Source organism: Candidatus Sphingomonas phytovorans (assembly GCA_029202385.1).
GTDB classification, from domain to species: Bacteria; Pseudomonadota; Alphaproteobacteria; order Sphingomonadales; family Sphingomonadaceae; genus Sphingomonas; species Sphingomonas phytovorans.
The window spans coordinates 3,972,862-3,988,054 of the sequence record CP119314.1 but is presented as its reverse complement, the minus strand read 5'-3'; the positions used below and the strand labels follow the sequence as shown (position 1 = coordinate 3,988,054).

Sequence of the window (15,193 nt, the reverse complement as noted above, 5' to 3'; positions counted from 1 at the left end):
CTGCTCAACGAATATCGAGGATTGACTGGAGCGTTTCGCGCGCGACCTGGATCACGCGGCTCGACGCCTGATAGGCCTGCTGGAAGCGCATCAGGTCGACCGCCTCGCTATCGAGGTTGACGCCCGATACCGCGTCGCGCGCGGCGACCGCGCCGTCGCGGATCGCGCTCTGCGCCTCGGCGACCTGCTGGCGCGAGGCGAGGGCGGCGGCGTTGCCGGAGATAAGGGCGGTCGTCTTGCCTTCGAAGCCGGCCGAGCTGCGCAGGGTTGAGAGCGCCTTGAGATTGCTGTTGTCGCGCGTGCCGCCGCCGACGGCGGCTGCGGCCACGTCGCGCGGATCGGTCAGCGTCATCCGGATATCGGTCGGCGTCGTGCCCATGGCGAACATCGCCGCACCCGGGTTGCCGTCGAGGTCGCGGCCCTGGGCCTGCACTGTATTGATGCCGTCGACGAAGCTCGTCGCGATGCCGTTGAGCTGCTCGCGCGCCGCGGCGATTCGCTGCGCGCCGTCGACGATCCCGGCAAGCGCGCCGCCCGACGGGGTCAGGGTCGTGACGTCGCCGGCATGGTTGACCGCGAAGGAGACGCTGCCATCCTGGTTGCGGGCATAGGTCACGGTGCCCGCATCGCTGCCGGAAACGAACGTCGGGCCAGTAGTGCCACCCAGGCGGACGGCGGCGCGGCCGGCGACGTCGATGGAGACCGACACGTCGCTGATCGCGCTCATCTGTTCGAGCAGCTGGTCGCGCTGGTCGAGCAGTTGCGCGGCGCTGGTGCTGCCCGGCGTGGCCCGGCCAAGGCCGTCATTGACCTTGGCGAGCGCCGCCCCGAGGCTGCCAAGCGTGGCCACGGCATTCCCGGCGGTGCCGTCGAGATCGGCCGCGACGCCGTCGAGCGCCTTGCCGGTGGCGGCAAAGGCGCTCGCGGCGGAGGTGCCTGCCTCAAGGAACACAGAGCGCGGTGCGCTGGCGGTCGGATCGGCGGCGATCGCCTGGGCCGAGGTGAAGAAGCTGGTCAGCCGGTCACCGAGCTGGTTGCCGGTCAGCGCGCCCTGGATTCGATCGAGCCAAGTGATGCTTGTCTCGCTGCGCGCCAGATCGGCGCTTGAGGCACGGACGTCAGCGGCGCGGAAGGCGTCGGCCGAGCGCACGATGCCGTCGACGACGACGCCCATGCCCGATGCGACACGACTGGTCGACGAGATGCCCGCCCCGGCATTGACCTCCTTGAGGTTGACGGTGCGGCGCGCATAGCCGGCGGTGCCGGCATTGGCGATGTTCTCGGAGACGGTGGTCAGCGCGCTCTGATACGCGCGGACCCCGCTTGCGCCGGTCGCGAGGAGATCGCTCATGGCGTCTCACCCGCGGGTTTCGCCGTCGATTCAGGCTGGAGATTGGCCTGCGACTTGGCGAGGAAATCGGTCATCGCCTTGCCGATGCCGAGCGGGGCGTGATCCGCCATCGACTGCGCGACCTGCTGGTCCTGCATGTCGCGAAACGTGTCGAGTCCCTTGGACGAGAACAGCTCCTCGGCGAGATGGGCCTGACGCATCGACTTCAGCATCATGCCGGCAAAGACCGACTCGAATTGCTTGCCGGCCTTTTCGAGGTTGGCACGCGAGGCGAGGCGGCTCGTGTCGACGCCGATGCCGGTGGTCGGGCCGGGCGTAGGACGGGATGGGGGAAGGGCTGGGATGTCGGTCACAGGACGATCAGCTCCGCTTTCAGCGCGCCGGCTTCCTTCAGCGCTTCGAGGATGGCGACCAGGTCGGCCGGCGACGCGCCGATCGCGTTCACTGCCTTGACCACATCGGCGAGCTTCGGGCCGGGTTCGAGCAGGAACATCGGGCGATGCTCCTCGTCGACCGCGACGCCGCTCTTCTGCTCGGTCGCCGTCTGGCCCTGGCTGAACGGCAAGGGCTGGCTGACATGCTGCTGCTCGTCGATGCGAACGGTGAGCTTGCCGTGGCTGACCGCGGCGGGGCCGACCCGGACCGCCGAGTTGATCACGACGGTGCCGGTGCGGGCGTTGACGATCACCTTGGCCGAAGGTTCGGCCGAGACGACGTCGAGATTCTCGATCTCGCTCATCAGGGTCGCACGGACGTCGCCGCCCATCGGCGCGCGGACCGAGACCGAGACGGCGTCGATCGCCTGGGCGGAACCGGCGCCGAGCCGCGTGTTGATCGCGGCGGCGACATTCTGCGCGGTGGTGAAGTCGGCGCGGGTGAGGTTGTAGGTCAGCACCGGCGACGTTTCGAAACCGGTCTGGACCGCGCGCTCGACCGTGGCACCTTCGGGGATGCGACCGGCGGAGGGAATGTTGACGACGATCTGCGATCCGTCCTTGCCCTCGGCGCCAAGCCCGCCGACGGCGAGGTTGCCCTGCGCCATCGCGTAGATCTGGCCGTCGGCGCCGAGCAGCGGCGTCAGGATCAGCGCTCCGCCGCGCAGCGACTTGGCCTTGCCCATCGAGGCGACGGTGATGTCGAGCTTCTGGCCCGGCTTGGCGAAGGCGGGCAGGTCGGCGGTGATCATCACCACCGCTGCGTTCTTCAGCCCGGGATTGGCGTTGGGTGGAAGCTGAAGCCCGAATCGCGAGGCGACCGCCTTCATCGACTGGATGGTATATTCGAGATTGTCGTCGCCCGTGCCGGGCAGGCCGACCACGATGCCATAGCCCGTGAGCTGGTTCGAGCGGATGCCCTGGAAACCGCCAAGGTCCTTGACCCTGTCGGCGTGTGCCGGAGTGGCCGCGAGGAAGATCGCAGCTACCGCCAGAAGAGCCGCACCAGCCCGCTCCCCCACCCGGCCTCCCACACGGTATCCTCGATGGGAGGCCGGGTGGGGGAGCGGGCTGGTGCGGCGGCCCAGCGCAGCGTGGCAAAGAGCTACCAAACGGAACATCGCGGGCGCTTTCATCAGAAGGGGCTGACGACGGAGAAGAATCGGCCAAGCCAGCCCTGGCGGCTGGCGCGGGCCACATCGCCCTTGCCGGTATAGGCGATCTGCGCATCCGCCACGCGGGTGGAGGGCACGCGGTTGTTGGCGTCGATGTCGGCGACGCGGATCAGGCCCTTGATCTGGACGAACTCGTCGCCGCGATTGAGCGTCACGCGCTTCTGGCCCTGCACCAGCATGGTGCCATTGGGATAGACGGCGGAAACGGTCACGCTGACCTCGCCCGACAGGGTGTTCGACTGGTCGGTCGCGCCGCTGCCGGTGAAGTTGCGGGTGTTGCTCGCGCTGGCGTCCGTGTTCTTGAACAGCGAGAGGGCGCCGGTGGTGGGCGGGGTGATGCTCAGGCCGCCGCCGCTGTCGAGCTTCGAGCTCGCCGATTTGGAGGCGACGGTGCGCTCGACCAGCAGGATCGTCAGCGGATCGCCGACCCGGCGCGCGCGCGCTCCTTCGTGAAGCGCAGCATAGCCGTCGCTCGCCTGGAAGATCGATCCGTTGGCGGGGGCCGCGACCGGCATGGGAAGGGGGAGCGCGGCGGAGAAATCGACCGGCTCCTTCTTCTTGCCGAACAGGCGCGCGTCGGCGGGCGACGGCGCGAGCGCGACGGCGGCGGGCAGCGCGATCAGGGCGATCAAGGTGGCTGACGGTTTCATGAAATTAACCATCAGATATTTTGGTTAACATATTTCAGCATGTCGTCGGTCGCCGAGATCATTTTTGAATTTACCTCGTACGCACGCTGAGTCTCGATCATGTCGACAAGCTCCTCGACGACGTTGACATTGGACGCTTCGAGCATGCCCTGGCGGATGTTGCCGCGACCCTCGAGGCCGGCGACGCCGAGATTCGCCGCGCCCGATGCCGCGGTCTCAGTCAGGTAATTGTCGCCCTTGCTCAGCAGGCCGGCCGAATTGGCGAAGCTGGCGACCTGAATCTGGCCAAGCTGGCTCGCCTCGGTCTGGCCGGGCACGGTCGCCGAGACCGTGCCGTCGGTGCCGACGGTGATCGCGGTCGCGCCCTCCGGCACGGTGATGCCGGGCATCACCTGATAGCCTTCCGAAGTGACCAGCAGGCCTTCCGGCGAGCGGGTGAAATTGCCCGCGCGGGTATAGCCCAGCGTGCCCCCCGGCATCTGGACCTGGAAATAACCGTCCCCGTCGAGCGCGAGATCGAGCGCGTTGCCCGTGGTTTGCATCGCGCCCTGGGTGTCGATTCGCGCGGTGCCCTGGATTCGGACGCCGGTGCCGAGGTTGAGCCCGACCGCATATTTGGTCTCGGCCGTGCTCGGTGCCCCCGGCGCGGTGACCGTCTGATAGGCGAGCGTCTCGAACGCCGCCCGGTCGCGCTTGTACCCGGTGGTGTTCACGTTCGCGAGGTTGTTCGAGATCACCCGCATGCGCATGTCCTGGGCGTCGAGCCCGGTCCGCGCGATGTGCATGGCTGCGCTGGTCATATCCTGTCGTCCTTATGAAGGCATCCGCATCAGCGATGCGGCGCTCTCGTCCATGTCCTTGGCCTGCTTCATGAGATTGGCCTGGACCTCGTAGCTGCGCTGGTTCTCGATCATGTCGACCAGCGCCTGAGTCATGTTGACGTTCGATCCCTCGAGCGCGCCCGACTGGAGCTTCGCTTCCATGTCCTCGGGCAGCACGCCGCCGCCGCGGACATGGAGAAGATTGTCGAGCCCCTTGACCGTGTCCGAGCCCTTGGTGCTGACGAGCTTGAGCTTGTCGAGGATCTGCGGGTTGCTGGCGTCGCCGCCGATCGGCACGATCGAGATCGATCCGTCGGCTGAGATCTTGATCGATTCGGCGGGCGGCACGGTGATGGGACCCCCCGATCCCATCACCGGGAAACCGTCGCCGGTTTCCAGCGCGCCCGTGGGGGCGACCTGAAGATCGCCGCGCCGGGTATAGGCCTCGCTCCCGTCGGGAGCCTGGACGGTCAGCCATGCGTCGCCGGTGATGGCGACGTCGAGCGGACGGCCGGTCGACATGATCGCGCCCGGACGGCGATCGGCATCGACCACCTCTTCCGACGCCGGCGAGCGCGTGTCGAAGCCGGAGCCCGACACTTCCAGCCGGCTGAACACCACCCGGTCGGCGCGGAAGCCGATCGTCGAGGCGTTCGCCATGTTGTTCGCGATCGCGGCCTGCGACGCCATGTGCGCCTTGAGCCCGGTTGCCGCGGTATAGACCAGCTTGTCCATTCAGTGTTCCCGTCCGCCCGTCGAGATCAGCGGATGTTGAAGATGGTTTCGGAGATCTGGCTCGCGGTATCGAGCGCCTTGGCGTTCGCCTGGAAATTCCGCTGCGCCGCGATCAGGGCGACCAGTTCCTCGGTGATGTCGACGTTGGAACCCTCGACGGTGCCCGACATCAGCGATCCGTAGCCATTGTCGTTGGCGCTCCCGAGCGTCGCCGAGCCGGAGATGCCGCTGGCCGACCAGTAGCTGTTGCCCATCTGGCGCAGTCCCGACGGATTGGCGAAGCTGGCGAGCGCGACCTTGCCCAGCGCCCTTGTATCGCCGTTCGAGAAATTGGCGGTGACGACACCCGATTCGTCGACCGTGACGCCGGCCAGCTGGCCGACCGACTTGCCGTCCTGGCTGCGCGCCTCGACCTTGAAGGCGCTCGCTGCCTGGGTCGTGCCGGTGAGGTCGAAGCTCAGCGCCTGGGCAGCGGCCCCGCCCGACGAGGTGAAGGCATCATAGCTGACGGGGGCCGCCGGCGCGGTCATCGTGCCCGCGGCGTTGAAGGCAAGCTGCACCGGATTGGTCGAACCGCCGACACTCAGCTGCTGGTTGCCGACATAGGAATAGACCGACCAGCTATTGGCGCCCCCGGGGCTCGTCGCACTGTTGCGGACATAATAGTTGGTCAGCGTCATCGCGTTGCCGCTGGCGTCGTAGATCGTCGTCGCGGTCGAATTATTGTAGGACGAGGCGTTGGTGCGGTCGAACGCGGTGCCCGGCGGGGTCGCGTTGGCCGACAGGTTCACGTCGAGCGCGACCTTTGAGGTGGCGACCGGGACGCCGCTGGTTTCAGGCAGGGTCAGGTTGGTCAGGCCGTCCGGGCCGGTCGCGGTGACGTTGCCCTGGGCGTCGACCGGATAGACCTGAAGCGCGCTGCCCTGGGCATCGACGACATAATGACTGACCGGATCGACCTGGAAGCTGCCGTTGCGCGTATAGGCGGTCGAGGCGTTGATCCCGTTGGTCTTGACCGTGAAGAAGCCGTCGCCGGAAATGGCGAGGTCGAGCGAGGAACCGGTCGACTTCAAATTGCCCTCGGTGAACAGCTGGCGGTTCGCCTTCACGACCGTGCCCGATCCGACCACCTTGGTGGGATCGGCCGAGACGCTTGACGCGATCACGTCGGCGAAATCGGTCCGGCTCTTCTTGAAGCCGTTGGTCGAGACGTTGGCGAGGTTGTGCGAGATGGTCGACATCTCGGACTGGGACGCCTGCAGGCCGCTGAGCGAAGTGTAGAAGGACATTCTGATCTACTCCTGGTGATTAGGTCAGCCGATCTGGCGAACGGCGGAAATGGGAACCTGGCCGAGGCCGGGAAGCGTGAGCACGGGCGAGCCCGAGGCGGGCATCGACACAGCGGCGACCGGCGACCAGACAAGGCCGCGGCTACCGACGCTGGTGCCGGCATTGGCGGCTGTCACGGTGACCTTGAACGGGCCCGGGCCGGCATCCGCCCCGCCGTCGGTCTTGCCGTCCCAGTCGTAATTGACCGTGCCCTTGGGCTGGGCGCCAAGCTGCTGCGTGGTCAGCACCTGGCCGTTGGCATTCTCGATCGTGACGGTCACGTCGGTTGCCGCGCCATCGAGCTCGACGGCGCCGGCGATCCCGCCCGAGGTGCGGCCATAGGCCACCTTGCCTTCGGTCAGCACGGTCCGGCCGACATAGGCGAGCGCATCGCTGGCGCTGGTGCCCGACAGCTTGTCGGAGATCGCCTTCAGCGTCGTGTTCATGTCGGTGATGCCGGCCAGCGACGAGAACTGGGCCATCTGGGCGACCATCTGGGTGTTGTCGACCGGCGAGAACGGGTCCTGGTTCTTGAGCTGCGCCGTCATCAGCTTCAGGAAATCCGCCTGGCCGAGCGAGGTCGAGCCCTTCGACGCGGTCGGCGCGCTGTTGGTGGTGCGGTTGATGCCCAGGTTGTTGAGCGTGGTATCGAAGGCGGAGCTCATGATCAGCGTCCCAGCTTGAGGGTATCGAGGATCAGCGACTTCGCGGTCTGCATCACCTCCACATTGTTTTGGTAGCTGCGGGCGGTCTCCATCATGTCGACCAGCTCGCGGGTCTCGTCGACCGCGCTGACGAAGACGTTGCCGTCCTTGTCAGCCATCGGATGCGAGGGGTCGTAGAGCTTGGTCGGATCGCCGCCGGCGGTCACGATCTGCTCGACATTGACGGTCGCAAGGCCCGTCGCCTTGTCATATTCGGTGCGGAACACCGGCTTGATCGTGCGGTAGGCGGTGTCAGCGCTGCCCGAGATCGCCCCGGCATTGGCCAGGTTCGACGCCGTGGTGTTCATCCGCACGAGCTGCGCCGACATCGCGCGACCTGCGACCTGGAAGATGTTGAGGCCGTTGTCAGCCATCTTATTCGCCCTTCAGCGCGCGGGTGATCTGGCCGATCCGCCCGTTCAGAAAGGACAGGGTCGTCTGATACTGGACGGCGTTCTCGGCAAAGGCGGTCTGCTCGGTCGACAGCTCGACCGTGTTGCCGTCGAGCGAGGCCTGGCTCGGCACGCGGTAGCGCACCGAGTTCCCGATGCTGCTGCTGCCGGTGCTGTCCGACTGCTCCATCGCGGAAAGCGCGGTGCGGAAGTCGATGTCCTTGGCCTTGAAGCCCGGGGTCGACGCATTGGCGATGTTCGATGCGAGCAGGCCCATCCGCTGCGAACGCACCTGGAGCGCCGCACCGTGGATCCCGAAAAGCATGTCGCTGGCCATTGGCCTTCTCCTGCGCAAGATTGCGCGAGGGAACACAGCAAAGGCCGTGCCAAACGCGATCGGCGGGGTCCTGCATCTCCTTCCTGCCTCCTGTCGGCAGCCGGGGCGGCAAGGTCTTGCCGGTCCGGCGGCAATCTTGCCGGCCGCCTGCCGGCTGTCCCGGCATGGTCGGGTGTCGCGACGTGGCGACCGGCATTTGGCCCACCCCTTGCAACGGGCAGGCGGATGACGACCGCACCCGATATCGCCCAGCAACTGGGCCCCTTTCTCGATCCGCTCGCGATCTCGATCGTCGGCGGCGGAACGTTGCTCGCCGTCGTGCTCCGCACGCCGATGCGCGATCTGTCGCGCGCCGTCGCGGCACTCGGCACGATCGGGCGCCGCCGGTTCGATGCCGGGCCGCTGCTCGACCAGATCGGCGCGCTTGGCCGAATCGCCCGGCGGCACGGCGTGATGGCGCTCGATCGCTCGGTCATCGCCGATGCCGATGTCGCCGCCGCGATCGCCGCGATCGTCGATGGTCGGCCCGCCGCCGATGTCGAGGTGCTCGTCCGGCACTGCCGTCGCGCGCGGATCGATCGCCATGTCGCCGCCGCCGACGTCTGGGCCGGCATGGCCGAGGTCGCTCCGGCGATGGGGATGGTCGGCACGCTCATCGGTCTGGTCGGCATGTTCGTGAAGATGGATGATCCGGCAGCGATCGGCGGCTCGATGGCGATTGCCCTGCTCGCCACGCTCTACGGCGCGCTGCTCGCCAATCTGGTTGCGATGCCGGTGGCGGCACGCCTGCGCCGCCACGCCCGCGAGGAAGCGGTCGAACGACTTCGACTCGAAGCACCGCTTGTCGCGCTCGCCGCCCGCGAGCAGCCGCGCGCCGCGGCGCCCCCGCTGGGCGTCCCCGTGCCGATGGCCGACGTCGTATGACCGAGGATTTCCCGGAAGCGGCGCCCGGCCGTCCGATCTGGCTGATGACGCTCGCCGACCTGGCACTGCTGCTGGTCGGCTTCTTCGTGCTGATCCAGGCGAGCCAGAATGTCGACCGCAAGGCGCTGGCACGGGGTATCCGCGAAGGCTTCGGTGTGTCGGCAGCGCCGACAGCCGCGCCCGATCCGATTCCCGTGGCCGCGGCCGCGATGATGAATTTCATGCCCGGCTCCGCCGCGCTGCCCTCGACGCCTGCGGGCCTGATCGCCTGGGCGCGGGAGGCGGTGCGCGATCCCCGCGTCGTGCTGAAGATCAGCGGCAGTGCTGACGGCTCGCCCCGGGACGTCGATGCCCTGACGGGCAGCGGCGCCGTGCTTGCGGCCGATCGTGCCCGAGCCGTCGCGGCCGCGCTCGCCACGGCGCATGTGGTGCCTGCCGGGCGCATGACCATCGTCAATGCGCCGGAGAATCCGGGCCGCATGCACCGCACCGTCGTGATCACCATCGGCTTTGCCGGGGAACGGCAATGATGTGCCGCCCGACAACCCGCATTTGCCGCCCTGAGGAGAAAATCATGTCCCCCTTGTTCGTGGCACGCCTGCTCGTGCCGCTCGCATTGCTCGCCGGTCCCGCTGTCGCGGCGGCGCCCTTTCAGGATACCGTGGCGATCGACCGCGCCGTCGCCGCCTTTACCGGCAAGGCGATCGGCGAGGCCGGGGGCGCGCGCAGCATCGTCGATACCAGGCTGAAGCTCGCCGCCTGTCCGATGGTCTCGATGGCGTGGCGCGGTGCCGGCCAGGATGCGGTAGTGGTGACCTGCACAGGCCCGGCATGGCGGATTTTCGTTCCCGTCCACACCGTTGCGAAGCCAGTCCCGGCACCAGCGCCGGCTGCGCCGGTCGCTGTCGCGCCGGTCAAGTTCGCGGCCGTGATCAAGCGTGGCGATCCGGTGACGATCGCGGCCGGATCGCCCGGCTTCTCGATCACGCGCGAGGGCATCGCGATGGCGGATGCCGCGCCGGGTGCCCGCTTCCTCGTCAAGGTCGATAGCGCCAAGGCGCCGGTACAGGCGGTGGCGATCGAATCGGGCCGTGCAACGCTGCCCGGCTGGACGGAATAATTCCTTAAGGTGTGGACGAAACGGTCGTTACTCCTCCTGTCAGCGTAACCCCAAAGGTGCAGACGTGGTGGATTCGATCAGCTCAAAGCCAGTGCCCGGACGCGATCGGCAGGTCGTGCCGGTTGCGCGTGCCGCGCCGGCCGCCAAGGCGACGGGTCGTGAAGGCGTGGTCGCCGAGCAACTCGAGCTGTCCGCCATGGCGTTCGGCTTTGCCGACCAGCCGCCGGTCGATGTCGAGCGGGTATCGCGTATCCGCAACGCGATCCGCAACGGCACCTTTCCGATCTACCCTACGACGATCGCCGACCGGCTGATCGCGCTCAAACTCGAATGGAATCCGCATGACGCCGACTAACACCAGGCGCGACGCGCTGATCGGCGTGATCGAATCGCTCCACGCCGAGATCGCGGCGCTGAAGGCGAACGACGTCGAGGGGCTGGAGCGCGCGACCCAGGCCAAGCTTGCCGGCATCAACGCCATCGCCGCACTGGGTACTGGCCCGGCCGGCCCGGAACTGCGCGATCTCGCCGAGGAGGCCAACCGCCTCAACGAGACCTGCCGCATCTATGTGAACCTGATGGCGGCAAATGTTCGCCGCCGCCTGCAAAGTCTGACCGGCGATGCCGGTTCCGGCTACCGCCCGGGCATGGGGCTCAAGGTCTACGCCTGAGAATCGGGTGGCCCCACCCAGATCGTCCCGAATAGCCGCCGAGCCTGACGAGACGGCGTAGCGAGGGACAGGCGCCGGACGTCCCGATAGCGTCTCGATACGGTCGATCCCCCCTCGCCACGACCTGGCGGCGAGAACTGGCACGCTCCTTGCTGTTTGTGGCCCTGAATAAGGGCAAAGCAGCCAGGGATCGATGACCTTCAATCCGATTGCCAATCTCGTGGGGACGAAATCGACCGGCTCGGTGCAGTCGGCGATCGCGCTTGCCAGCCAGAAGACCGGGATCGATTTCAACTATCTCATGGGTCAGGCGCAGCTCGAAAGCGGCATGCGCGCCGATGCGCGCGCCGGCACGTCGAGCGCTTCGGGCCTTTATCAGTTCATCGAACAGAGCTGGCTGCGGGTGGTGAAGCAGCACGGGGCGGAGCATGGCCTCGGCTGGGCGGCTGACAGCATCTCGACGACCAGTACAGGCCGTATGACGGTCAGCGATCCCGGCCTGCGGCGTTCGATCCTCGCGCTACGCAACGATCCGCAGACCGCCTCGCTCATGGCCGCGGAGCATGCGTCGGACAACAAGGACGCGATCGAGAGCGCGCTCGGCCGCGACGCCAACGGCACCGACCTCTATATGGCGCATTTCCTGGGCCTGGGCGGCGCTCGATCCTTTCTCGGCGCGATGCAGGACAGCCCCAACCGCAGCGGCGCGGCGATGTTCCCCGCTGCGGCGCGCGCCAATCACAATATCTTCTACGCCTCGAACGGCCAGCCGCGCACGCTCGCGCAGATCTATGACCGGTTCACCGCCAAGCTCGAAAACGGCGCGGCCGGCGGTGCGGCAAAGGTTGGCGGCGTTGCGCTTGCCTCGACCACGCTCGGTGAATCCGGCGCGACCGTCATTCCCGGCAATGGCGAGACCAGCACCAGCGACGCCGCCGTCTGGGCGCAGGCGACGCTCGACCAGATCAACGGAGGGGCCGCGCGCGCGCAGACCGCCAATCTCATGCGGCCGACGCCGGATACGGCGCGGCTGGCGTATATGATGCTCGCGACCCTGGGGGCCTGACGCATGGCTGTTGCTCTCAAGCGTGGCGGCATGGCGCCGCTGTTCCGCTCCGCCGCGCTGCCGGTCGCGATCCTGCTGCTGGTCGTGCTGATGGTCGTGCCGATCCCGCCGGCCCTGCTCGACCTGTTCTTCATCATGAACATCACGATCAGCCTCGCCGTGCTGATGGTATCGCTGAACGCGCAGAAGCCGCTCGACTTCTCCGCCTTCCCCACCGTGCTGCTGTTCGCCACCTTGTTCCGCCTCAGCCTCAACGTCGCGTCGACCCGTGTCGTGCTGGTGCACGGTCATGAGGGAGAGAGCGCGGCCGGCCATGTCATCGAGGCGTTCGGCACCTTCCTGATCGGCGGCGACTATGTCGTCGGCCTGTTCGTCTTCGCCATCCTGGTCATCATCAACATGATCGTGGTGACCAAGGGTGCGGGCCGCGTGTCCGAAGTGTCGGCGCGTTTCACCCTGGACGCGCTGCCCGGCAAGCAGATGGCGATCGACGCCGATCTGAACGCCGGCCTGATCACGCCCGAGGAAGCCAAGGCGCGCCGTATCGAGGTTGCGACCGAGGCCGATTTCTACGGCTCGATGGACGGCTCGTCCAAGTTCGTGAAGGGCGATGCGGTCGCGGGCCTGCTGATCCTCGCCGCCAATATCATCGGCGGCCTGATCCTCGGCCCGGTCAGCCACGGCATGACGATCGGCGACGCCGCGCACAATTACGTGCTGCTCGCGGTCGGCGACGCGCTGGTCGCGCAGATCCCGTCGCTGATGCTGTCGATCGCCGCCGCGGCCATCGTCACCCGAGTGACGTCGAGCATGGACCTTGCCGGCCAGATCGGCAGCCAGTTCGGGTCGGCCCGTACCTGGACGCCGGTCGCGATCATCCTCGCCCTGCTTGGCCTCATGCCCGGCATGCCGCATCTCGTGATCCTGCCTGCCGCCGCCGCCGCCGGTTTCGCCGCGTGGAAGCTGCGCGAGATCGCCCGCCGCCCGGCCCCGGTCGAGGTCGTCGCGGTCGAGCCGGTCGACCAGTCGAGGATCGGCTGGGAAGAGGTGACCGACGGGATGCAGGTCAATATCGACATCGGCTATGGCTTGGTGCCGCTGGTCGACGAACGCCGCGGCAGCCCGTTGATGGCCCGGATCACCGGTGTCCGCCGCCAGCTGTCCAAGGAGCTCGGCTTCGTCGTGCCGCAGGTGCGCGTGCGCGACGACATCAATCTTGCGCCCTTCACCTATCGTATCATCGTCGGCGGCGTGACCGTCGGCGAGGACAGCGTCTCGCCCGACGAGATGCTCGCGCTCGATACCGGCCAGGCGTTCGGCGAGCTCCAGGGCAAGAAGGCCAAGGACCCGACCTTCGGGCTCGACGCGGTCTGGATCGCCGCCGGCGATACCGATGCCGCCACCGGTGCGGGTTATCTGGTGGTCGATCCGGGCACCGTGGTCGCGACTCATCTCAACCATCAGCTTGGCGCGCATGCCAGCGAATTGCTTGGCCCCGACGAAGTCCAGAGCCTGCTCGACGGGCTGAAGGATCGCGCCGCGAACCTCGTCGCGTCGCTGTCGCCCAGCCCGTTGCCGCTGACCACGCTCACCCAGGTGCTGCGCGGCCTGCTTGCGGAGAATGTGCCGCTGAAGGAATTCCGCCGCATCGCCGCCGCCATCGCGGTCGCCGCCCAGCGGACGCTCGACGCCGACGAGATCATCGAGATGATCCGCCCGGAGCTTGGCGGGCTGATCATCCAGAAACTGTGCGGCGTGCGCGAGCCGCTGCGCGTGATGACCCTGGAAGGCCAGCTCGAAGGGCTGCTCGGCCAGGCCGTCCGTTCCGATCCGTCGCGCCGCCACACCATCGAGCCCGATCTAGGCCGCCGGATCGTCGACGCGCTTCAGCGCGCCGCCCAGCCCCTGGTCGATGAGGCGAAGCCCTTCGCGCTCGTCGTCCAGCCGGCGATCCGCGTCGCCATCCGCAAACTCGTCCGTACCATCTTGCCGGATACCCCAGTCATGAGCTTCTTCGAAGTACCCGAGGACAAATCTGTCGAGGTCGTCGCCGTGATCGGCGCGCCCGGAGCGCTGCCGGCATGACCGCGCAGCCGCACCCCGCCGCCTTCTCGGGCGCGATGCCGCTGGTCTATGGACGGACCTCGGCTGCCTCGGCGCCCGACATGGCGACGCTCGCCAGGAAGCATATGCCGCTTGTCCGCCGCCTCGCCTGGCACATCCATGGCGGCATGAGCAGCGCGATCGAGGTCGAGGACCTAGTGCAGATCGGTCTGGTCGCCCTGGTCGAGGCGGGCTCCAGCTTCGAGGATCGCGGCCAGGTCACCTTCGAACAATATCTCGTCACCCGTGTGCGGGGATCGATGATCGATGCGTTGCGGCGCCAGGCAACGCTGACCCGTGGCGCGATGCGCCGCAGGCGCGCCTATAATAACGCGATCGCTGCGCTGACGACCGAGCTTGGCCACGCGCCGACCGAAGCGGCGATCGCCGAAAAACTCTGCGTCACCGTTGAGAAGCTCCGCCTGGAATATGCGACGGCTGAGCCCGTGCGGTTCGAGGCGATCGACCAGGTCTATTCGGACGACAAGCCCTGGTTCGCCAGTGACGAGCCTGACGCCTTCGAGCAACTCGCCGAGGCCGATCTGCGCGAGGCACTGATCAGCGCGATCTCCGCCCTGCCCGAACGCGAGGCGCAGGTGATCCAGCTTTATTATGTCGAGGAACTGAACCTGGAAGAGATCGGGCTTGTCCTCGGCGTCGGCGCGGCGCGGATCTGCCAGATCAAGAAATCGGCGCATGACCGCCTCAAGAAGGCGCTGATGCGGCGGGGCTGAACGCCACCCTGCTGTCGTCGGGCGCTTCGTCGCGATCGGCCATGCCGTAATCCCGCACGACCGCCGCGATCCGCAGGCGATAATCCTCGAATACCGAATCGCGGCCCTGCGCCTGTGTCGCGCGGTGCGAGGGGCGGTTGCGCCATGCCGCCACCGCCGCCTCGTCACGGAAGAAGGACAGCGACAGCAGCTTGCCTGGCTCGGTCAGGCTTTCGAAACGTTCGATCGAGACGAATCCGTCGATCGCCTCAAGCTCGGGGCGTAGTGCCGCGGCCAGATCGAGATAGCGTGCCCGCTGGCCGTCGGCCGGCCTGACCTCGAAGATCACCGCGATCATTGCGTGTCGACCCGGCGCAGGAACAGCCGGTCCTCCCGGCGGATGAAACGCTCCGCCTTGGCAAAGGCAAAATTCTCCCGGCCGAGCGGATCGGCCATCAGTCGGGCGCGATAGGCTTCGTACGCGGCGAGATCGGCGATCGAATAGACGCCGTACGCCGTGGTCACCGATCCCTCGTGCGGCGCGAAATAGCCGATCAGATCGGCGCCGCAGCGGGGAATGGCCTCGCCCCAGGTCCGTGCATATTGCTCGAAGGCGGACAGGTTGAAGGGATCGATCTCGTAGCGGATGAAACAGGTGATCATGGTCG

At 67.4% G+C, this 15,193-nt stretch carries 20 protein-coding genes; 8 read left to right on the top strand and 12 right to left on the bottom strand.

Translation table 11 applies throughout. From position 1 onward, the window contains the following. Nucleotides 1-4 precede the first annotated feature (4 nt). From flgK to flgB, 10 genes are all read right to left on the bottom strand, one after another. Nucleotides 5-1,351 carry a flagellar hook-associated protein FlgK gene (flgK, locus tag P0Y59_18315; GenBank protein WEJ98878.1) on the bottom strand — a complete coding sequence of 449 codons (1,347 nt, stop codon included), beginning with the start codon at nt 1,349-1,351 and terminating at the stop codon, nt 5-7. Beyond that, nucleotides 1,348-1,704 (bottom strand): rod-binding protein, encoded by a 357-nt coding sequence (locus P0Y59_18310; GenBank protein ID WEJ98877.1) that lies wholly within the window; start codon nt 1,702-1,704, stop codon nt 1,348-1,350. Before P0Y59_18310 ends, flgK begins: the two co-directional genes overlap by 4 nt. Next, entirely contained in the window at nt 1,701-2,807 is a 1,107-nt protein-coding gene (locus P0Y59_18305) for a flagellar basal body P-ring protein FlgI (protein ID WEJ98876.1), read from the bottom strand. Before P0Y59_18305 ends, P0Y59_18310 begins: the two co-directional genes overlap by 4 nt. 113 nt (nt 2,808-2,920) lie before the next feature. After that, entirely contained in the window at nt 2,921-3,610 is a 690-nt protein-coding gene (locus P0Y59_18300) for a flagellar basal body L-ring protein FlgH (protein ID WEJ98875.1), read from the bottom strand. Nucleotides 3,611-3,621: 11 nt separating this feature from the next. Further along, nucleotides 3,622-4,410 (bottom strand): flagellar basal-body rod protein FlgG, encoded by a 789-nt coding sequence (gene flgG, locus P0Y59_18295; protein WEJ98874.1) that lies wholly within the window; start codon nt 4,408-4,410, stop codon nt 3,622-3,624. A gap of 12 nt (nt 4,411-4,422) precedes the next feature. After that, nucleotides 4,423-5,166 carry a flagellar basal body rod protein FlgF gene (flgF, locus tag P0Y59_18290; protein ID WEJ98873.1) on the bottom strand — a complete coding sequence of 248 codons (744 nt, stop codon included), beginning with the start codon at nt 5,164-5,166 and terminating at the stop codon, nt 4,423-4,425. A 26-nt stretch (nt 5,167-5,192) separates the two neighbouring features. Further along, nucleotides 5,193-6,455: a flagellar hook protein FlgE gene (locus tag P0Y59_18285; protein ID WEJ98872.1), complete on the bottom strand. Its 1,263-nt coding sequence runs from the start codon at nt 6,453-6,455 to the stop codon at nt 5,193-5,195. Nucleotides 6,456-6,479: 24 nt separating this feature from the next. Further along, complete coding sequence (locus tag P0Y59_18280) at nt 6,480-7,160, bottom strand: flagellar hook capping FlgD N-terminal domain-containing protein (GenBank protein ID WEJ98871.1); 681 nt, start codon at nt 7,158-7,160, stop codon at nt 6,480-6,482. 2 nt (nt 7,161-7,162) lie between these two features. Further along, nucleotides 7,163-7,573 carry a flagellar basal body rod protein FlgC gene (gene flgC / locus P0Y59_18275; GenBank protein WEJ98870.1) on the bottom strand — a complete coding sequence of 137 codons (411 nt, stop codon included), beginning with the start codon at nt 7,571-7,573 and terminating at the stop codon, nt 7,163-7,165. Nucleotide 7,574: 1 nt separating this feature from the next. After that, nucleotides 7,575-7,928, bottom strand: coding sequence for a flagellar basal body rod protein FlgB (gene flgB / locus P0Y59_18270; protein ID WEJ98869.1), 354 nt, complete (start codon nt 7,926-7,928; stop codon nt 7,575-7,577). A 225-nt stretch (nt 7,929-8,153) separates the two neighbouring features. Between flgB and P0Y59_18265 the strand changes: the two genes are divergently transcribed. The 8 genes from P0Y59_18265 (at nt 8,154) to P0Y59_18230 (ending at nt 14,546) form a co-directional block, all read left to right on the top strand. After that, a complete protein-coding gene (locus P0Y59_18265; GenBank protein ID WEJ98868.1) occupies nt 8,154-8,852 on the top strand; it encodes a MotA/TolQ/ExbB proton channel family protein in 699 nt (232 codons plus the stop codon). Continuing rightward, complete coding sequence (locus P0Y59_18260; protein WEJ98867.1) at nt 8,849-9,382, top strand: flagellar motor protein MotB; 534 nt, start codon at nt 8,849-8,851, stop codon at nt 9,380-9,382. Before P0Y59_18265 ends, P0Y59_18260 begins: the two co-directional genes overlap by 4 nt. A gap of 44 nt (nt 9,383-9,426) precedes the next feature. Continuing rightward, a complete protein-coding gene (locus tag P0Y59_18255) occupies nt 9,427-9,972 on the top strand; it encodes a flagella basal body P-ring formation protein FlgA (protein WEJ98866.1) in 546 nt (181 codons plus the stop codon). Nucleotides 9,973-10,039: 67 nt separating this feature from the next. Beyond that, nucleotides 10,040-10,327: a flagellar biosynthesis anti-sigma factor FlgM gene (locus tag P0Y59_18250; protein WEJ98865.1), complete on the top strand. Its 288-nt coding sequence runs from the start codon at nt 10,040-10,042 to the stop codon at nt 10,325-10,327. Beyond that, nucleotides 10,314-10,643, top strand: coding sequence for a flagellar protein FlgN (locus P0Y59_18245; protein WEJ98864.1), 330 nt, complete (start codon nt 10,314-10,316; stop codon nt 10,641-10,643). Before P0Y59_18250 ends, P0Y59_18245 begins: the two co-directional genes overlap by 14 nt. A 193-nt stretch (nt 10,644-10,836) precedes the next feature. Next, a complete protein-coding gene (locus tag P0Y59_18240; GenBank protein ID WEJ98863.1) occupies nt 10,837-11,709 on the top strand; it encodes a lytic transglycosylase domain-containing protein in 873 nt (290 codons plus the stop codon). 3 nt (nt 11,710-11,712) lie between these two features. Next, nucleotides 11,713-13,794 carry a flagellar biosynthesis protein FlhA gene (gene flhA, locus P0Y59_18235; protein ID WEJ98862.1) on the top strand — a complete coding sequence of 694 codons (2,082 nt, stop codon included), beginning with the start codon at nt 11,713-11,715 and terminating at the stop codon, nt 13,792-13,794. Continuing rightward, the gene (locus P0Y59_18230) at nt 13,791-14,546 is read left to right on the top strand and encodes a FliA/WhiG family RNA polymerase sigma factor (GenBank protein ID WEJ98861.1); all 756 of its coding nucleotides are present in this window, start codon (nt 13,791-13,793) and stop codon (nt 14,544-14,546) included. Before flhA ends, P0Y59_18230 begins: the two co-directional genes overlap by 4 nt. On the opposite strand, the gene P0Y59_18225 is transcribed toward P0Y59_18230, so the two are convergent. Further along, nucleotides 14,518-14,883: an antibiotic biosynthesis monooxygenase gene (locus P0Y59_18225; protein WEJ98860.1), complete on the bottom strand. Its 366-nt coding sequence runs from the start codon at nt 14,881-14,883 to the stop codon at nt 14,518-14,520. The two genes, P0Y59_18230 and P0Y59_18225, sit on opposite strands and share 29 nt — an antisense overlap. Then, on the bottom strand, nt 14,880-15,188 hold the full coding sequence (locus P0Y59_18220) for an NIPSNAP family protein (protein ID WEJ98859.1): 309 nt from the start codon (nt 15,186-15,188) through the stop codon (nt 14,880-14,882). Before P0Y59_18220 ends, P0Y59_18225 begins: the two co-directional genes overlap by 4 nt. Nucleotides 15,189-15,193 lie beyond the last annotated feature (5 nt).